This window comes from Streptomyces sp. NPDC044002 (assembly GCF_056434525.1).
Window position 1 is genome coordinate 25002 of sequence record NZ_JBWKEZ010000053.1, and the last position, 17690, is coordinate 42691.

Consider the following 17690-nt stretch of genomic DNA (forward strand, 5'->3'; position numbering starts at 1 on the left):
GGACAACCTACGCCGAAGCGTGCTCCGGCGACACGGCCTTGGCCGCCGCCTCCTCGCGGTCGCGCTTCTCCCGCCGCACCAGCACCAGCCATCCCACCGGCACCGCCGACGCGAACAGCCACCACTGGATCGCGTACGCCATGTGCGCGCCGATCGAGTCGTGGTCGGGCTCGGCCACCGTCTCGGGGCTGCCGCCAGCCGGCTCGGGGTCCGTCAGTTCGAGGTAGCCGCCGAGCACCGGCCTGCCCAGGGCGGCCGCCTGCTGCTCGCTGTTGATCAGCATCACCTGGCGGTCGGGCAGGCCCTTGCGGTCCTTGATCCCGCTGCCGCCGCTGGTCTCGTCGGCCTTGAGCCGGCCGGTCACCGTGACCTCGCCCGCGGGCGCGGCCGGCACCGGCGGGTAGGCGCGCGGGTCGTCGCCGCCGGGCACCCAGCCCCGGTTGACCAGGACCACCCGGCCGTCGCCCAGTACGAGCGGCGTCACCACGTGGAAGCCGACCTTGTCGTCGTTCGAGGTGCGCATGCGGACGACGACCTCGTGCGCGGGGTCGTACGTGCCGGTGGCGGTGACGGCACGCCAGTAGTCGGCCCTCGGGACGGTGTGGCCGGGCGAGGTGACCCCCGTCACCGGCACGGGCTTCCCGTACAGGTTCTTCGCGATCAGCTCGTTCTGGGCGACCCGGTGCTCGTGGCGGTGGAACTGCCAGAACCCCAGCTTGATCATCACGGGGATGAGGACGAGGGCGACGAGGGTGAGGGACACCCACTGCCGGGTCAGCACAAAGCGGTACACGCCCACGACGGTACCCCCAGCGACGAGGACCCCGGCGGCCGGGTGGCCATCCGGGGTCCGGGGGAGCGGAAAGGGGGGAGCGGAGCGGGCGGTCAGACGCGGTCGACGATGCCCACCTTCCCCTCCGCGCGGGCGCAGTGCCCGCCGCAGTACCACGAGCCCTCGACCTCGACGCCCTGCCCGATGATCTGGACCCGGCAGTGCTCGCAGATGGGCGCCATGCGGTGGATGGCGCAGGAGAAGCAGTCGAAGACGTGCACCGCGCCCTGCGCGTGCACCTCGAAGGACATGCCGTAGTCGTTTCCGCAGACCTCGCAACGTGCCATGCGCCGCATGCTGTGCGGGGCGGGCGGACGGAACAAGATCCACCGGGGTGAGTCGCCGCGCCTGCACCCGGCCGGAGCAACGCCCGCTACTTCTCCTCGGCGGCCGCCACGTCGCGCAGCAGCTGGGTGAAGGCCGCCTCCTCCACGATGGGGGTGCCGTACGACTTGGCCCTGACCGTCTTCGAGGTCGAGGAGTCGGGGTCGTTGGTCACGAGCAGGCTGGTGAGCCGGGACACGCTCGTCGCGACGTGCAGGCCCGCCTCCACCGCCCGGTCCTCCAGCAGCTCCCGGTCCACGGAGGTGTCCCCGGAGAAGGCGATCCGCATGCCCTGCCTGAGCGGCTTGCCGTCCTCGAAGCGCCCCGGGTTCGGGTACGGGCACGGGGGCCGCTTGCGCGAGGCCCGCCAGCTGCCGCCGTTCCCGTACGAGGACTGGTAGCCGACCCTCGGCGTCGCGGGGGAGTCCGACCACTCCGTCAGCGGGCGGCACTCCAGCAGGGGCAGCCGTACGCCGTCCCGCGCGGCCGCGTGCAGCGACGGACGGAACGCCTCCGCCAGTACCCGGGCGTCGTCCAGCGCGTGGTGGGCGCGCTGCTGGACCACGCCGTAGTGCGCGGCGAGGGACTCCAGCTTGTGGTTGGGCAGCGGGAGGTTCAGCTCCTTCGACAGGGCGATGGTGCACAGCCGCTGCCGTACGGGAGCGGTCGCGGAGGCCCGCGCGTACTCCCGGGCGATCATCTGCCAGTCGAAGATGGCGTTGTGCGCGACGAGGACCCGGTCGGCGAGCCGGCCCGCGAACTCCTCGGCGATGTCCTCGAAGAGCGGGGCGTCCTGGAGCATCGCACTGGTCAGGCCGTGGATCCAGGTGGGTCCGGGGTCACGGCGCGGGTTGACCAGCGTGTACCAGTGGTCCTCCACGTTGCCCCGGGCGTCGAGCCGGTAGACGGCCGCCGAGACTATCCGGTCGTCGCGAGCGAGCCCGGTGGTCTCCACGTCGACGACCGCGTACCCCTGGGGGTACGCGGTCGGCCATTCCGCCTCTGCGGTCGTACGGTCGTCGAGCATGGTCACAGAGGATATCGGCACGGACTGACACCCGTGGCCCGATCCCCCTCGGCCCGAGCCGCCCTCCGGCCCGGTCAGGGCCCCGCCGCCAGCTCCGCCACCAGGTCCGGGGCGCCCACCGAGGCGAAGGATCCGGCCACTTCGGCCGGCCCCGGGAACAGCCGGTACGCCGTCCCCGAGGCGCCCGCCCCGGCGGCGGTGGCGTGCACCGTGGCCAGGAACACCCTGCGGCCCGCGCTCTCTTCGACGACGGCCGCCCCCGTGTCCGCGGCCGGGTGCCGCTCCTCGGGCTCGCCGAGCGCGGCGACGCGGGAGGCGAATCCGGCCACCGTCTCCGCCTCCCCGGCCCGGTACTTCCACAGTTCCCCGGACCGGATGACGGCCACCTCGCGGGAACGGGCCGCGGCCCGCCACACCGCGAGGTCCCACAGGGTGGTGCGGGTCCCGGAACCGAAGTGCTCCCACACGTCCCGCGCCACGGACGCCAGCCGCTCCCCGTGCGAGTCGACGCTCTGGAAGCCCTCCGACGGCGGCAGGTGGACGTCCGCCCACAGGGCCCGGCGGGCGGGGAGGTCGAGGACCATCGGCATGCAGACCCTGGACCCGCCCGTCAGGTCGAAGCGCTGGCGCACGGTCCGCGGGTCGTACGAGGAGTCGCGCGGGCGGTCCGCGGGCAGCGCCATGAAGCCCGCGAAGGCGTCCGGCAGTTCGTCGAAGGGGACGTTGTTGTAGCTGAAGACGACCGGGACCGCGTAGGCGTCCCCGTGCTCCGCGAGGGTCGCCAGGTCCAGGTCCACGTACTCGGTGGCGCCCTCCGGGGCGGGCGCCGACGTGAGGTCGCCCGAGTGCACGGCGGCCCCGTCCGGCCCGTACCGCAGCCGGGTGTAGTCGCACAGCCCCGTGTACTTCCAGTCGGCGTCGAAGAACGCCACGGACAGGTCCAGGTCGGTGCGGTTGCCCTCGGGTTCCGTCCAGTGCAGGAACAGCCGCAGCACCTCGCCCTCCGGCAGGGTCTGCGTGCTGCCGCGCGGCACGGCGACCAGCGACCGGGCGGCGTTGCGCTCGCCGAAGGGCACCGTGAGGTCCGCGAGCCCGGCGTCCAGGACCGCCAGGTCGTACGCCTCCCCGCCGCCGGCGGCGAACCGGCGCAGCACCTCCGCCTCCAGCCGGGCCGTGACCGCCCCGACGAGCCGCGCGGGCAGCGGGGCCCGCTCCTCCCACGCCACCTGGGCGCGCGCCACCCGGCCGCGCGGGAAGAACACCCGGCGTCCGCCGAGGCGGTCCTCGGCGCGGGTGCGCAGCGCGCCGAGCGCGGAGAGCAGCGGGCCCGCGCCCACCCGGGGCAGCCCCCGGTCGAGCGCCCGCTCCAGCTCGGGCAGGAGTGCGGCGTCCGGGTGCAGGCGCAGCAGGCGGTCGAGGCGGCGTACGAGCTCCCCGGGGCGCTCCCCGGCGAGCACGGCGGCGCCCGCCGCGTCCCCGGCGGCGAGGGCCTGCTCCAGCCGGCCGGCCCAGGTCGCGGGCCGGATCCGGTCACCGTCCACGCGGACGGCGTCCGGGTGCGCGGCGGCGGTCTCCAGCAGGGCCGCGCCGAGCGGGGTGCCGGCGGACGCGGTGGTGCCGCGCAGCACGGCGAAGGCGCGCGCGGCGCGCGGGTGCCGGGTGTGCCGCTCGAAGGGGTGCAGCGGCTCGGCGGCCCGCTTCCAGGCGGTGGGGTGCCGCAGCAGGTCCTCGACCAGGTACCGCGGGTCGAACGAGTCGAGCACCGCGAGGAGTTCCCGGCGCAGCGGCCGTCCGGGCTTCGCGAACCGGGGCAGCGGCAGCAGGCCCGCCTCCCCGCCGGACAGTACGGCGAGGAGCCGCAGCACGTCGGTGGCGGTGGTGAGGCGGGTGGCGAGCAGCGGCCGGGCCGCGTCGGCGGTCCGCCGGCCGAGCAGCAGCCTGCCGAGGACCTGCGCCTTGGTCTCGCGCACCGGGATCTCCACGGGCAGCCAGCCCAGGTCCGCCGGGGCGGAGGGCAGCAGGAGGTCAAGGTCCTCGCGGTCCTCGGGGGACGGCGGGGTCTGCCGGGCGAGCAGCGAGGCGACCACGCGGGCACAGTCGGCCGCCCGGTCGGTGCCGAGCCGCAGCAGCCGCAGCGGCCCGGCCGGGAGGCCCTCGGCCTTGCGGGCGGCGGACCGGGCGGATCCGGTGCGCTCGGTCCTTAGGAAGGGGTCGGCGGGGTCGACGCGGCGGTGGCAGACGGGGCAGCCGGTGTAGTCGGCGCCGTCCCAGCAGGTGCGGCAGACGAGGTGGGCGCAGGGCGCGACGGGGTGGACCGTGCCGGTCTCCCCGCACAGCACGCAGGGCTGCTCGGGCTCCTGGAGCAGCAGGGCGAGGACGCGGCCGGTGTACCAGCGCTCGGTGTCGTGCGGGATGGAGAAGGGGAAGCGGCGGAAGAGCGGCTTGTGCACCCGGTCGGCGCCCAACAGCTCGTCCACCAGCGCGAGCAGCCGCAGCCGCTCCTCGGCGAGGTCGGTCGGCGCGAGCTCCGAGAGCGCGGCGTGCAGCTCCGGCGCGAGGGCGTGGCCGCGTTCCAGCAGCTCGCCCTCCAGTGGCCGTACCCCTTGGCGGCCGGGCGACGCGGCGGCGACGGGCCGGTCGACGTAGACGGTCCCCAGCCGGCGCAGCAGGACGGATTCGATGGCGGACACGGGTGAAGCTCCCCCTCCGGGAAAGGCGAAACGGGGGCGGAGAGTGGGCGCGCGGGATCTTTTGACAAAAGTGGTGAGAAGGATGCGCGCCGGGGAGCCGCCCCCGCACCGCCGATCCCATCACGGGCCCGCCCGCCAGGGCAATCCGATTAGCTTCCCGGCCGTGTGAGCAGGGCCTCGGTGAGCGCCCGCACCGACAGCAGGAACAGCCGCTCCGGGTCCGCCGGCCGGGCCAGGGCGCGGGCGAGCGCCGGGTCGCCGGGGGCGGCCTCCGGATCCCACAGCTCGCCCTCGCCCGGTGACTGGGCGGGGGAGCGCTCGCGGTTGCGCTCGACGAGCAGGAAGCCGACGATCTGGAACTGCACGGCGCGCACCGCGTCGGCGGCCCGCGCCCCGCGCAGCCCGGCGGCGTGCACCTCGTCGACCAGCGCCCGCTGCGCGGGCAGGAACATCCGCTCGGTGAGCCCGCGCTCGTGGACCATCGCGATCAGGTGCGGGCGCGCGCGGATCTCGCGCCGCAGGGTCCGGGCCACCGAGACGATCCGCTCGGCCGGGGTGCGGCCCTGCGGGCTGACGGCGCCCATCTCCTGGACGGTCCGCTCCACGAGGGCGTCGAGCAGCCGCTCGCGGTTGCCGACGTGCCAGTAGATCGAGGTCACCGCCGTGCCCAGCTCGGCGGCGAGGCCCCGCATGGTCAGGCCCGCCGGACCGTGCCGCCTGACCAGGGCCGCGGCGGCCTCCAGCACCTCCTCGCGGGTCAGTGCGCTTCTCGCCATGGGCCCGGGTCCGCCAATCTGTCGCCACGTCAGTTTCGGCCCGTGCAGGGGTCTTTACCCTTCATCGGCAGCGGTGTAACTGTGTTACAGAACCGCCCCCGGCCCCCGCCGGGGGGACCCTCGGAAGGGTGGTGCGAGACATGGCACGCATACGGTACGGAGCGCGGACCGAGGCCGAGATCGCGGCGTCGCGCGAGAAGAGCGCCAAGCTCCCCGACATCTGGTCCACGGGCGTGGTGGCCGTCTGGGAGACCGACCCCGACGTGGTGGCGGCGGTCCTGCCGCCGCCGCTCAAGCCCGCCGAACGGCCCCTCGTACGGGCCAACATCAGCAAGGTCGACCTGCCCGGCTACCCCCTCGGCGCCGGCTCGGTGGCCGTGGCCGCCCGGCACGGAGGGGTCGAGGGCTGGTACCCGCTCGTCATGCCGATGACCCACGAGCGCGCCCTGACCGGCGGCCGCGAGGTGTTCGGCGAGCCGAAGAAGCTGGGCGAGGTCACCGTCGAGCGCGAGGGGCTCGTCGTACGGGCCGCCCTTGCCCGGCACGGGATCGCCTTCGTCGAGGTGCGCGGGGCCGTGGACCGCGAGCTGCCGCTGCCCGAGCCGACGGTGAAGACCGACTTCTACTTCAAGTTCCTCCCGGCGGTCGACGGCTCGGGCCTGGACGGCGACCCGGTCCTCGTGCACTGCACGCGCAACGAGAAGGTCCGCAAACTGGAGCACCTCACCGGTGACGTCGTACTGCGCGAGTCGATGTACGACCCCGTCGCCGACCTCCCCGTACGCCGCCTCGTGGAACTCACCATCGGCGAGAAGACCACCGACCAGAAGGGCCGGGTCGTCGAGCGGGTCAGCGCCCAGGCCCTGCTCCCGTACCTCCACCAGCGCTACGACGACCCCCTCCAGATCCTCGACGGCCCGCCCGAGGGGAGCGTGTGACATGAGGCTCGAACCTGGACAGGTGGCCGTCGTCACCGGCGCCGCGAGCGGCATCGGCCTCGCCATGGCCCGCCGCTTCGCCGCCGAGGGACTCAAGGTGGTCCTCGCCGACGTGGAGGAGGCCGCCCTGCGCAAGGCCGCCGGCGAACTCGCCGCCGACGGCGCCGAGGTCCTCGCCCGGCTCGTCGACGTCAGCGAACGCGACTCCGTGACCTCCCTCGCCGACGCCGCCTACGAGACCTTCGGCGCCGTACACGTCCTCTGCAACAACGCGGGCGTCGGATCCGGCGCCGAGGGCCGCATGTGGGAGCACGAGCCCAACGACTGGAAGTGGGCCTTCTCCGTCAACGTCTGGGGCGTCTTCCACGGCATCCAGGCCTTCGTCCCCCGCATGATCGCCTCCGGCGCCCCCGGCCACGTCGTCAACACCTCCTCCGGCGACGGCGGCATCGCCCCCCTGCCCACCGCCTCCGTGTACGCCGTCACCAAGGCGGCCGTGGTCACCATGACCGAGTCCCTCTACGCCCACCTCAAGGCCGAGGGCGTCCCCGTCGGCGCCTCCGTCCTCTTCCCCGGACCGCACATGCTGCGCACCGGCCTGTGGGAGTCGCACCGCAACCGGCCCGAGCGCTTCGCGAAGGAGCGGCCGCGCAGGTCCCCGTACCGCAGCCTCGACCAGTACGAGGCCGCGATGAAGCAGGCCGGGCACGAGGTGCGCTTCACCCCGGTCGAGGAGGTCGCCGAGCACGTCGTCGACGGCATCCGCGCCGACCGCTTCTGGATGCTGCCGGCCAGCGAGCACAGCGACCGGCAGATCCGCGCCCGGTCGCAGTCCATGCTCGACCGCGCCAACCCCGCCTACCTGGAGAGCTTCATCCTCGACTGACTCGACTGAGGGGACCGCCGTGCCTGACGAGACGTACGAAGACCCGTACCTGATCATCTCCTCCGACTGCCACGCGGGGCTGCCCACCGAGCAGTACCGCCCCTACCTCGACCCCCGCTTCCACCGCCAGTTCGACGAGTTCCTCGGCCAGCGCGACGCCCGCCGCGAGGAGGCCACCCGGCTCGGCGTGCGCAACGAGGCCTTCGCCGAGAAGTGGTTCCACGACCACGAGGAAGGCCTCAAGGGCGGCTGGGACAGCACCCAGCGGCTCAAGGAACTCGACGGCGACGGAGTGGCCGCCGAGGTCGTCTTCCCCGACGCGGACGCCGTCGACAGCCAGACCGCCGCCCCCTTCGGGGTGGGCCTGGGCCTGTCCGGCGACCAGGACCCCGAGCTCGGCATGGCGGGCGCGCAGGCCCACAACCGCTGGCTGGCCGAGTTCGTCGGGCGCAACCCCGAACGGCACTGCGGGGTCGCCCTGCTGCCCGTCACCGGCGAGCCGGCCAAAGTGGTCGCCGAGATCCACCGGGCCAAGGAGTCCGGCCTCGGGGCCCTGATGATCCCCTCCATGTGGGTGGACCGGGAGCCCTACCACGACCGCCGCTACGACCCCGTGTGGGCGGCCGCCGCCGAGACGGCGATGCCGATCGTCACCCACTCGGGCGCCGCGCCCCGCCAGGAGTACGGCGACCACCTGGGCATCTACGTCTCCGAGGTCACCTGGTGGCCGGCCCGCCCGCTGTGGTTCCTGCTCTGGTCCGGGGTCTTCGAACGCCACCCCGGCCTGAAGTTCGGCGTGGCCGAGTCGGGCTGCTGGTGGCTGCCGAACCTCCTGTGGTTCATGGACCGCCTCTACCTCGGCGCCCACGGCGGCAAGAAGCTCTCCCCCTTCTCGGAGCTGAAGCGCCCGCCGAGCGAGTACCTGGACCGGCAGGTGTTCGTCTGCGCGACCAACACCAAGCGCCGGGAGCTGGCCCAGCGCTACGAGATCGGCGTGGACAACATCCTGTGGGGCTCGGACTTCCCGCACCCCGAGGGCACCTGGCCCGACACCCGCAACTGGCTGAGGAACACCTTCCACGACATCCCGGTCTCCGAGACCCGCCGGATGCTCGGCCTGGCCGCCGCCGAGGTCTTCGGCTTCGACACGCAGGCCCTCGCCCCGATCGCCCGCCGCATCGGCCCCACCCCGGCCGAGCTGGGCCAGAGCCCCGACCAGGCGGCGGTGGAGGCCTCCTGGGCCCGCTCCCGCGAGACCGGCCGGCACTGGCTCACCGGCGGGGACTTCCCGGTCATGGGGGTGTCGGCATGACGGAGGACCGCTACACGGTGATCTCGGCGGACTGCCACGCGGGCGCCGACCTGCTCGACTACAAGCCGTACCTGGCCAAACGCCACCACGAGGCCTTCGACGCCTGGGCCGCCACCTACGTCAACCCGTACGAGGACCTCCTCGCCGACTCGGCCGACCTCAACTGGAACTCCGCCCGGCGCCTCGCCGAACTCGAAGCGGACGGGATCGTGGCGGAGGTGATCTTCCCGAACACCATCCCGCCCTTCTTCCCCAAGGCCTCGCTGATGGCCCAGCCGCCGACGGCCGAGGAGTACGAGCTGAGGTGGGCCGGCCTCCAGGCGCACAACCGGTGGCTGGCGGACTTCTGCGCGGACGCCCCGGGGCGGCGGGCGGGCGTCGCGCAGATCCTCCTCAACGACGTGGACGCGGCGGTCGCCGAGATCCGCCGCACCCGGGAGGACGGCCTGACCGGCGGCGTCCTGCTGCCCGGCGTCCCGCCCGGCTCACCGGTCCCCGAGCTGTACTCGGCCGCGTACGACCCGATCTGGGCGGTGTGCGCGGAGCTGGACGTCCCGGTCAACCACCACGGCGGTTCGGCGTCGCCGCCGCTCGGCGACGAACCGGCCGCGCGGGCCGTCTTCATGGTGGAGACCACCTGGTTCTCGCACCGCGCCCTGTGGCACCTGATCTTCGGCGGCGCCTTCCGCCGCCACCCGGACCTCAAGCTGGTCCTGACGGAGCAGGGCTCCGGCTGGATCCCGGGCGTGCTGGAGATGCTGGACTACTACCACGGCCGCCTGGTCGCGGCGTCCTCCACCGCCGAGGCCAAGTTCGGGGCGGGCCTGGCGGAGTCCATGGGCCGGGGGCCGAGCGAGGTCTGGCGGGACAACTGCTTCGTGGGCGCCAGCTTCATGCGCCCGCACGAGGTCCCGCTGCGGGAGCGGATCGGCCTGGACAAGATCATGTGGGGCAGCGACTTCCCCCACGACGAGGGCACCACCCCCTTCTCCCGCGAAGGCCTGCGGATCGCGTACGCGGGCCTGCCGAGGGAGGAGGTCGCGGCGATGGCCGGCGGCAACGCGGCCCGCGTGTACGGCTTCGACCTGACCCTGCTGGACGCGCTCGCGGCGAAGCACGGCCCGCTGGTCTCGGAGATCGCCGAGCCCCTGACCCGGATCCCGCCGGAGGCCACCAGCCCGGCCTTCGCCCGGGGGGCCTCGGTCCGCGTCTGGTAGCCCGCGGGCTCCCGCCGGAGCGGCCCCGGTCCGTGGGGGACCCGGGCCGCCCCGGCGGGTCAGGGGAGGCGGGTGATCTGCCCGGGGGCAAGTGAATCGGCCCCGAGCACCCGCACGTTCGCTCCTACCTTGACCTTGAGCCCGGGCGTCCGGGCCAGGGGCGAGAGGTCGTACTCGCCCCCGTTCAGCAGGGTCAGCCGGGACAGCTCCGGGAGTTCCAGCAGCGCGGACAGCCCCTGCGGGAAGGTGCAGTTGCTCAGGGCCAGCATCTCCAGCCCGGGACAGCGCAGCGGCACCTCGGGGCCGACCTCCGCGTCGATGACCTGCAGCCCCTTGAGGGCGGACGGATCGGGCAGGGTCAGGAAGTCGGCCGTCCGCGCGGGGCCGGAGAAGGTCAGCCAAGCCAGTTCCGGCCAGCGGTCGATGGCGTCGAGGGCCAGGTGGGCGGCCCACGAATGCAGGTGCAGGTGCCTGAGCCCCTCGGGTGCGGGCAGGTCGGAGACCCGGTCGACGCCGGGCACCGGGTAGTCGAGGAGCAGGTAGGCCAAGGTGCCCATCCGGGCCAGCGGGGCGAGGCCCAGCCGCTCCGAGGCGTTGACGAGGGTGAGGCTCTCCAGGGACCGGAGCTCGGTCAGCGGGTCGAGGAACGCTATCCGGCGGCAGTCGTACATGCCCAGGTACCTGAGCTCCTCGAACACCGGGAGGCCGGTCAGTTCTGTCAGGGAGCTCTGGAGGAGCACGAGGTTCTCCAGCTGCTTCAGGCCCCGCACCTGCGGTGGCAGGCCCACGCCCCCGCTCAGGGCGATCCGGCGGAGCCCGGTCATCCGGGGGAGCACCGCGAGCTGCGCCGCCGTGCGCACCCACAGCTGGACGTCGTCCAGCCGGGTGCGCGCCAGCACGGTGTCCGCGTACTCCCTCACCTGCTCGAAGCGGTCCCAGCCGTCGGCCAGCTCCCGCCGCACCTTGTACCGGTCGTCGGGGCGGAACCGCGCCAGCAGCTCGACCGCCTGGTCCCCGCCGATCAGCGTGGCCGTCCGTACCGTGGCCGCCGCCGCGTCCTCCTCCAGGAACAGCGGCTCCGTCAGCAGCTCCAGCACCAGCGGCCCCGCCTTCGCCAGCTCCTCCGCCTGTGCGGGGGTGCGCGGCGGCAGGAGTTCGGCGGTGCGCCGCTCGACCTCGTGCCGTACCGCCGGGTCGAGTTCCGGCGCGTGTTCCAGGCAGGCGGCGGCCAGCAGGACCAGCCGGCCCCGGTGCTTCTTCACCTTGTCCGCCCTGGCCAGGATCCGGCGCAGCAGCGTGGCGCGCTCGTCGGGACGCGCGTGGCCCACGGCCATGCGCACCACGTCGTCCCAGGTGTCGTCGTGGGCGTTGCTCACGAGTACGCCCAGGTCGCGGGCCTCGACCGCGGCCTTCGCGCCGAGGTAGTCCTGGAAGGTCCGGTGGACGAAGTGCACCGTGCCCGGGACGGGTTCGCGCAGCAGCCCGCTGCGGATCAGCAGGTGGTTGAAGACCTCGGTCGCGGTGCCCTGCTGCCGGACCTGCGCCATGGAGTCCAGCCACTCCTCCACCAGCTCCACGACCTCGTCGTAGTCGGCCTCGGCCTGCCCGTTGCGGATGAGCCAGTACGCCAGCCGCTGGAGCAGCACGGTCTGCTCGTCACGGGTGAGCCGGACCCCTTCCACGTCGGTGATCTCCCGCTCGGCGTCCCGCCGTACGAGCAGCATCTCCAGCGCGGCGTCGTACAGCTCCTTGCGGGCGCGGGGCAGCTGCATGCGGCGGTCCCGGTTGAGTGCGCAGAGCAGGGCGCACATCAGCGGGTTGGCGGCCAGCTTGCCCAGGTCGCGTCGGGTGCCGACCGCTTCCCGCAGGGAGGCCTCGTACTGCGCGACCGTCGCCCGCTGGGCTTCGTCGGAGCACTCGGCGTACGCGGCGGCGTGCCAGTGCCCGATGAAGGAGCCGATGTCCTCCCGTTCCATGGGCAGCAGGGAGTGGGCCGTGAAGGACTGGCCCGCGAGCCAGTCCTCGGGGACCGCCGACGGGCGGGTGGTCACCACGTACCGGGCGTTCGGGAAGGCGGAGATCAGGCGGCGCAGCCACATCTGCGTGCGCGCGCGCAGGCGCAGCGGGACCTCGTCCACCCCGTCGACCAGGACCAGGGCCCGTCCCTCGCTCATGACGTCCTCGACCCAGCCGTGCGGAGGGGTGAGCGGGACGCCGGACTCGGGCAGGAACTCCGCCGGGAGCGGCAGGCGTTCGGTGGCGGTGAAGGAGCGCAGCCGCAGGACGAACGGCACACAGGCGTTCCACGGGGCGAGGGCGCCGGTGAAGGAGCGCCGGGCGGCGTTGACGGCGAGCCACTGCACGAGGGTGCTCTTGCCGGAACCGGCGGGGCCGCGCAGCAGCGTGCGTTCGGCGGAGGCCAGTGCCTCGTCCGCCCTGCGGACCGTGCGGTGGGCGGCGGGGTTCCCAGGGAGCAGCTGCTCCCTGCTCACCGCGAGGCTTATGTAGGCCACGTCCAGGGGCCATTCCTGCGGGGAGCGGCTGAGGGTGATGCCGAAGAGCTGGAGCCGGCCGTGGGTGTCGGCGACGTACTCGGCGTACCGCTGCTCGAAGGCGTGGGCTGCGCCGTCCGCGTCCCGCTCCTTCTTCTTTTTGAGGTCGTGCACCGCATCGGCCAGGACGCCGGTGCGGTGCAGGATCTCGATCGTGGCCCGCGGGGCGAAGGCCGGCAGGCTGGTCATGTGCTCCACCGCGTGCACGCAGCTCTGGGCGACCAGGTCCCGGTACAGGGCCTGCGCGGCGTCGCCGAGGCCCGCCGGCGGGGTGTGGGTCAGGACCCGGTCCGCGAGGGCCTCGGGCGAGAGGTCCAGGGCGAGCAGGTCGTCGATGTCCAGGGCGCCCAGGGCGGCGAAGGCGTCGCCGACGGCGTCCACCGCGGCCAGCCGCTCGTTCTCGGGCAGTGCGGCCGAGGCCGCGTCGAGCCGTCCGGCCAGCGTCTCGGTGAGCCGGCGTACCTCCGGGTCGCGCAGTTCCGCCGGGGGTTTGGACCAGGGACGGCCGGGCCGGACCGGGTCGGGGGCCAGGCCCGCGCCGGGGGCCCGCGCCAGGAAGGACTTGACCACGGCGCTCGCGGCGGTGCCCGCCACCCTTAAGAGAACGCTTTCCACACCCGTCAAAGGACCTCCCCGATCCGGTCGCCAGTATCCCGGGTACCGCCGGTAACTTCGCCGGATACCGATCGGTAACAACCTCTAGCGGCGCCCCCGAAAGCGCCTCTATGGTGCGGTCATGCCGAACCTGCCCGATGTCGTGCTGTGGTCCATACCCGCCTTCGTGCTGCTCACCGTCATCGAGGTGGTCAGCTACCGGCTCCATCCCGACGAGGACGCCGCCGGCTACGACGCCAAGGACGCGGTGACCAGCGTCACCATGGGGATCGGCAGCATCGGCTTCGACCTGCTCTGGAAGATCCCGGTCGTCGCGGTCTTCACCGCCGTCTACGAGCTGACCCCGCTGCGGGTGCCGTTCCTGTGGTGGACCGCCCTGCTGATGCTGCTCGTCCAGGACTTCCTCTACTACTGGCAGCACCGGCTCCACCACGTCATCCGCATCCTGTGGGCCTGCCACGTCGTCCACCACAGCAGCCGCAGGTTCAACCTCACCACCGCCCTGCGCCAGCCCTGGACCAGCGCGACCACCTGGTGGTTCTACCTCCCGATGGTCGCCCTCGGCGTGCACCCGGCCGCGATCCCCTTCTGCTACGGCATCAACCTGCTCTACCAGTTCTGGGTGCACACCGAGCGGATCGGCAAGCTCCCGCGGCCCTACGAGTACGTCTTCAACACCCCCTCCCACCACCGCGTCCACCACGCCTCCCAGGGCGGCTACCTGGACCGCAACTTCGGCGGGATCCTGATCGTCTGGGACCGGATGTTCGGCTCCTGGGTGGGGGAGACGGAGCGGCCCGTCTACGGGCTGACCAAGAACATCGGCACCCACAACCCGCTGCGCGTCGCCACCCACGAGTACGCCGCCATCGCCCGCGACGTACGCGCCGCCGACAGCTGGCGCGAGCGCGCCGGGCGGGTGTTCCGGGGGCCGGGCTGGCAGCCGGCCGCCAAGCGGGCCGAAGCCGAGCGGGCCGAAGCCGAGCGGGCCGAAGCCGGGCGCGCCGCCGTGCCCGCCGCGGAGACCACCGCCGCGGCCGCGCCGGAGCGCGCCGCGTGAGCGCCGCGGGGACCCGTACGCCCTCCCGGTCCGTCCGGGACGCGGCCGCCGGGCGGACCGGGCGCGTGCTGCTCGCCGGCTTCGCCGCGGCCGCCGCCGCCGACCTCGGCTCACTGCTGGCCGGCTGGCACCTCGGGCACGTCCTCGCCAAGCCGCTGCTGATGCCGCTGCTGGTGGGGTACGCACTCACCCGCCGCGCGCCCCGGCTGCTGGTCGCCGCCCTGCTCTTCGGGTGGGGCGGGGACCTCGCGCTGCTCTTCGACGCCGAGCCCGCCTTCCTGATCGGGATGGGCTCCTTCGCCCTCGGGCACGTCTGCTACCTGGCCCTCTTCGGCCGGGGCCGGACGAACCCCGCGCTCGGGGGCGCGTACGCCCTCGCGCTCGTCGGGACCGTCGCGCTGCTGTGGCCCGACCTGCCGGCCGGCCTGCGGATCCCCGTCGCCGGGTACAGCCTGCTGCTCACCGCCATGGCCTTCCGCTCCAGTGCCCTCGGGCGCGCGGCGGGCGCCGGCGGGGCGCTGTTCCTGCTGTCCGACACCCTCATCGCGACCGGGGTCGCCGAGTGGCCCCAGCTGCCGCGCCCCGACTTCTGGATCATGGCCACCTACCTCGCGGCCCAGTACCTGCTGGCCACGGGCGCGATCACTCGCGAGCAGGCGTACGGTAGGGAAGTCATACAAGACTGAACTACTTGATCCGGAGGGCTGCACCACCATGCGCGCCACCGTCATCCACGCCCCGCACGACATCCGCGTGGAGGAGGTGCCCGACGCTGCGATCCAGCGCCCCGAGGACGCCGTCGTCCGCGTCCTGCGCGCCTGCATCTGCGGCAGCGACCTGTGGGCCTACCGCGGCGAGGCCGCGCGCCAGCCGGGCCAGCGGATCGGGCACGAGTTCCTGGGCATCGTCGAGGAGACCGGCTCCGCCGTCTCCGGCCTGAAGGCCGGCGACCTGGTCGTCGCCCCCTTCATGTGGTCCGACGGCACCTGCGACTACTGCTCCGAGGGCCTGTACACCTCCTGCGTGCACGGCGGCTTCTGGGGCTCGGTCGGTTTCGACGGCGGCCAGGGCGAGGCCGTCCGGGTCCCGCACGCCGACGGCACCCTGGTGAAGCTGCCCGCCGCGGCCGCCTCCGACGACCACCTGCTGACCGGGCTGCTCGCGCTGTCCGACGTCATGGGCACCGGCCACCACGCCGCCCTGGGCGCGGGCGTCCGCGCCGGCTCCACCGTCGCCGTCGTCGGCGACGGCGCGGTCGGCCTGTGCGGGGTCCTCGCGGCCAAGCGGCTCGGCGCCGAGCGGATCATCGCGCTCGGCCGGCACAGCGCTCGTACGGACATCGCCAAGCTCTTCGGGGCCACCGACGTGGTCGCCGAGCGCGGTGAGGCCGCCGAGGCCGCCGTCCGCGAGCTGACCGGCGGCCAGGGCGCGCACGCCGTCATCGAGGCGGTCGGCACCGAGCAGTCGATGCGGACCGCCGTGAACATCACCCGCGACGGCGGCGCCATCGGCTACGTCGGCGTCCCGCACGGCAGCGGCACCGGTCTCGACCTCGGCGTGATGTTCGACCGGAACATCACCCTGCGCGGCGGCGTGGCCCCGGTCCGGGCCTACATCCCGGAGCTGCTGGAGGACGTGCTGAGCGGCGCGATCGACCCGGCCCCCGTCTTCGACCGCGCCGTCTCCCTGGACGAGGTCCCGGACGGCTACCGCGCGATGGACGACCGCAGCGCGCTGAAGGTCCTGATCAAGCCCTGAGTGCCGAAGGGCCGGGCGGGGAGAACCCCCGCCCGGCCCTCACGCGTTCACGCGATGCGCTCCTACTGGACGGCCTTCAGCGCGTCCACCACGCCCGCGCCGTAGTACGCCGTCTGGCCCCACTTGGCGGTGCAGGTGGTGGCGTTGACCAGCTGGCCGGTGGCGTCGTAGATCTTCTCCGGGCAGGCGACCTTCGTGGCCTGGGCCTTCAGCATGGCCTGGAGCTGCGAGGGCGTGGCCGTCGGGTGGGCGCTCTTGAGCAGCGCCGCGACGCCCGCGACGTGCGGGCCGGCCATCGAGGTGCCCTGCTTGTAGCCGTAGCCGCCGCCCAGGACGGTCGACAGCACGCGGCCGTTGGCGTCCGGGGTGGCCGGGACCTGCCACTTGTCGCCGCCGGGGGCCGCGACGTCGACGACACCCAGGCCGTAGCTGGAGTAGTACGACTTGAAGCCCTTGTCGCCAGTCGCGCTCACCGTGACCACACCCGGCAGCTGGGTGGGCAGGTCCAGGCAGACCTTCGGGTCGATGGTGCGCGGCACCGGGGTGCTGTCGTTCGGGCTGGTGGTGTCCTGGATCGAGTCCGCCGCCAGGTCGTGGTTGGAGTTGCCGGCCGAGGCCACGCTGAGGACGCCCTTGCGCTCGGCGTACTTGGTGGCCCGGGTGAGGGCCTCCACCAGCGCCTTCTGGTCGTCGTCGTTCTTGCAGGTGTAGTTCCACGGGTCGACGTAGTAGCTGTTGTTGGTCACCTCGATCCCCTTCTCGGCGGCGAACATGAAGCCGCAGACGACCGCCTCGGTGTAGAAGAGGCTGGTCCCGGGCTCGCTCACCTTGATGCCGGCGACCTTCGCGCCCGGCGCGACACCGCTGACGCCGATCCCGTTGCGGGCGGCGGCTATGGTGCCGGCGACGTGGGTGCCGTGGTCGCTGCCGTTGGTGTACGGGCGCCACGCGCCGTCGGTGGTGTCGGCGACGCCGCCGACGCAGTTGGCCGACTGCTCCTTGGAGAAGTTGGGGGCCAAGTCGGGGTGAGTGTCGTCGACACCCGTGTCGATGACGCCCACGGTGACGTCGGGGCTGCCATCGTTGATCTTGTGCGCCGCGTCGGCCTTGATAGCCCGCAGGTCCCACTGGTTGGACTCCAGGGGCTCCTGGCCCGGCTCGGCCTGCGCCGCCGCCTTGGCGGCATCGGCCGCGCTCAGCGTCTGGGTCGTGCCCTCCTCGGTGGTCTGCACCGCCTTCAGGGCGGTCGTACGAGTGGCGCCGACCGACGCGAAGAGGCCGCGCTGCGCCCGCAGCTGCTTGGCGAAGTCCGGGTTCTCGGAGTGCGCGACGATGACCCCGATCTGCTCGTGGGCGACCACGACCGTCCCGCCGGCCCGCTCGATGGCCTTCTTCGCCGCCGTCGCCGTGGCGTACACGTTCAGGTTCGCCACGTAGGACAGCTTCGGGCCGGTGGCGGCGGGCTGCGCGGCCGTCACCGAGTCCGCCGTGTTGCCCAGCGGGGCGGCCGAGGCGGCCACCGAGGGCAGGAAGGCGAGCGAGGCAGTGAGCGCCAGGCCGACCGGTACGGCGAGGGCTCGCCGGCGGTCGTGTCCCAGATGAGCCATGGGATCTCCACATCATCCGTGAAAAAGCCGTCCGCACGCGGTCGCGTCGGACGGGTTCATGACACGCGAACCTAGCGCTGACGTCCCTGTTTGCGC

The 17690-nt window shown here is 73.5% G+C and carries 14 protein-coding genes; 7 read left to right on the forward strand and 7 right to left on the reverse strand.

Annotation, left to right across the window (positions count from 1 at the left end; translation table 11 throughout):
• Positions 1-7: 7 nt before the first annotated feature.
• The 5 genes from AC07A6_RS30715 to AC07A6_RS30735 form a co-directional block, all read right to left on the reverse strand.
• Entirely contained in the window at positions 8-793 is a 786-nt protein-coding gene (locus AC07A6_RS30715) for an SURF1 family cytochrome oxidase biogenesis protein (RefSeq protein ID WP_478779321.1), read from the reverse strand.
• A 92-nt stretch (positions 794-885) separates the two neighbouring features.
• Entirely contained in the window at positions 886-1119 is a 234-nt protein-coding gene (locus AC07A6_RS30720) for a hypothetical protein (protein WP_078905232.1), read from the reverse strand.
• 86 nt (positions 1120-1205) lie between these two features.
• Positions 1206-2183 (reverse strand): DEDDh family exonuclease, encoded by a 978-nt coding sequence (locus AC07A6_RS30725; protein ID WP_478779322.1) that lies wholly within the window; start codon positions 2181-2183, stop codon positions 1206-1208.
• A 74-nt stretch (positions 2184-2257) separates the two neighbouring features.
• A complete protein-coding gene (locus tag AC07A6_RS30730) occupies positions 2258-4873 on the reverse strand; it encodes an MXAN_6230/SCO0854 family RING domain-containing protein (protein ID WP_478779323.1) in 2616 nt (871 codons plus the stop codon).
• Positions 4874-5022: 149 nt separating this feature from the next.
• Entirely contained in the window at positions 5023-5649 is a 627-nt protein-coding gene (locus AC07A6_RS30735) for a TetR/AcrR family transcriptional regulator (RefSeq protein WP_478779324.1), read from the reverse strand.
• Positions 5650-5789: 140 nt separating this feature from the next.
• Between AC07A6_RS30735 and AC07A6_RS30740 the strand changes: the two genes are divergently transcribed.
• The 4 genes from AC07A6_RS30740 to AC07A6_RS30755 are packed head-to-tail and all read left to right on the forward strand — an operon-like array spanning position 5790 to position 10002.
• Positions 5790-6587, forward strand: coding sequence for an acetoacetate decarboxylase family protein (locus tag AC07A6_RS30740; protein WP_125818894.1), 798 nt, complete (start codon positions 5790-5792; stop codon positions 6585-6587).
• 1 nt (position 6588) lies between these two features.
• Positions 6589-7473, forward strand: coding sequence for an SDR family NAD(P)-dependent oxidoreductase (locus tag AC07A6_RS30745; protein ID WP_478779325.1), 885 nt, complete (start codon positions 6589-6591; stop codon positions 7471-7473).
• 19 nt (positions 7474-7492) lie between these two features.
• Positions 7493-8785, forward strand: coding sequence for an amidohydrolase family protein (locus AC07A6_RS30750; protein WP_362467587.1), 1293 nt, complete (start codon positions 7493-7495; stop codon positions 8783-8785).
• Complete coding sequence (locus AC07A6_RS30755; protein WP_478779326.1) at positions 8782-10002, forward strand: amidohydrolase family protein; 1221 nt, start codon at positions 8782-8784, stop codon at positions 10000-10002. The genes AC07A6_RS30750 and AC07A6_RS30755 overlap by 4 nt, the downstream gene beginning before the upstream one ends.
• A 59-nt stretch (positions 10003-10061) precedes the next feature.
• On the opposite strand, the gene AC07A6_RS30760 is transcribed toward AC07A6_RS30755, so the two are convergent.
• Positions 10062-13169 carry an NACHT domain-containing protein gene (locus AC07A6_RS30760; RefSeq protein WP_478779327.1) on the reverse strand — a complete coding sequence of 1036 codons (3108 nt, stop codon included), beginning with the start codon at positions 13167-13169 and terminating at the stop codon, positions 10062-10064.
• A 121-nt stretch (positions 13170-13290) separates the two neighbouring features.
• Between AC07A6_RS30760 and AC07A6_RS30765 the strand changes: the two genes are divergently transcribed.
• From AC07A6_RS30765 to AC07A6_RS30775, 3 genes are read left to right on the forward strand one after another with little or no spacing between them, the layout of a single operon-like run.
• Positions 13291-14229, forward strand: a complete 939-nt coding sequence (locus AC07A6_RS30765) for a sterol desaturase family protein (protein WP_478779328.1) — start codon at positions 13291-13293, stop codon at positions 14227-14229.
• Positions 14226-14915, forward strand: a complete 690-nt coding sequence (locus AC07A6_RS30770) for a lysoplasmalogenase (RefSeq protein WP_386272962.1) — start codon at positions 14226-14228, stop codon at positions 14913-14915. The genes AC07A6_RS30765 and AC07A6_RS30770 overlap by 4 nt, the downstream gene beginning before the upstream one ends.
• A 28-nt stretch (positions 14916-14943) precedes the next feature.
• Complete coding sequence (locus AC07A6_RS30775) at positions 14944-15987, forward strand: zinc-dependent alcohol dehydrogenase family protein (RefSeq protein WP_362467579.1); 1044 nt, start codon at positions 14944-14946, stop codon at positions 15985-15987.
• Positions 15988-16049: 62 nt separating this feature from the next.
• On the opposite strand, the gene AC07A6_RS30780 is transcribed toward AC07A6_RS30775, so the two are convergent.
• On the reverse strand, positions 16050-17594 hold the full coding sequence (locus AC07A6_RS30780) for a S8 family serine peptidase (RefSeq protein ID WP_362467577.1): 1545 nt from the start codon (positions 17592-17594) through the stop codon (positions 16050-16052).
• Positions 17595-17690: the final 96 nt, after the last annotated feature.

Excerpts from the sequence above, each read along its gene's own strand:
- AC07A6_RS30720 (WP_078905232.1), bottom strand. The coding sequence starts at position 1,119 with ATGGCACGTTGCGAGGTCTGCGGAAACGACTACGGCATGTCCTTCGAG.
- AC07A6_RS30725 (WP_478779322.1), bottom strand. The coding sequence starts at position 2,183 with ATGCTCGACGACCGTACGACCGCAGAGGCGGAATGGCCGACCGCGTAC.
- AC07A6_RS30735 (WP_478779324.1), bottom strand. The coding sequence starts at position 5,649 with ATGGCGAGAAGCGCACTGACCCGCGAGGAGGTGCTGGAGGCCGCCGCG.
- AC07A6_RS30740 (WP_125818894.1), top strand. The coding sequence starts at position 5,790 with ATGGCACGCATACGGTACGGAGCGCGGACCGAGGCCGAGATCGCGGCG.
- AC07A6_RS30745 (WP_478779325.1), top strand. The coding sequence starts at position 6,589 with ATGAGGCTCGAACCTGGACAGGTGGCCGTCGTCACCGGCGCCGCGAGC.
- AC07A6_RS30755 (WP_478779326.1), top strand. The coding sequence starts at position 8,782 with ATGACGGAGGACCGCTACACGGTGATCTCGGCGGACTGCCACGCGGGC.
- AC07A6_RS30765 (WP_478779328.1), top strand. The coding sequence starts at position 13,291 with ATGCCGAACCTGCCCGATGTCGTGCTGTGGTCCATACCCGCCTTCGTG.
- AC07A6_RS30775 (WP_362467579.1), top strand. The coding sequence starts at position 14,944 with ATGCGCGCCACCGTCATCCACGCCCCGCACGACATCCGCGTGGAGGAG.
- AC07A6_RS30780 (WP_362467577.1), bottom strand. The coding sequence starts at position 17,594 with ATGGCTCATCTGGGACACGACCGCCGGCGAGCCCTCGCCGTACCGGTC.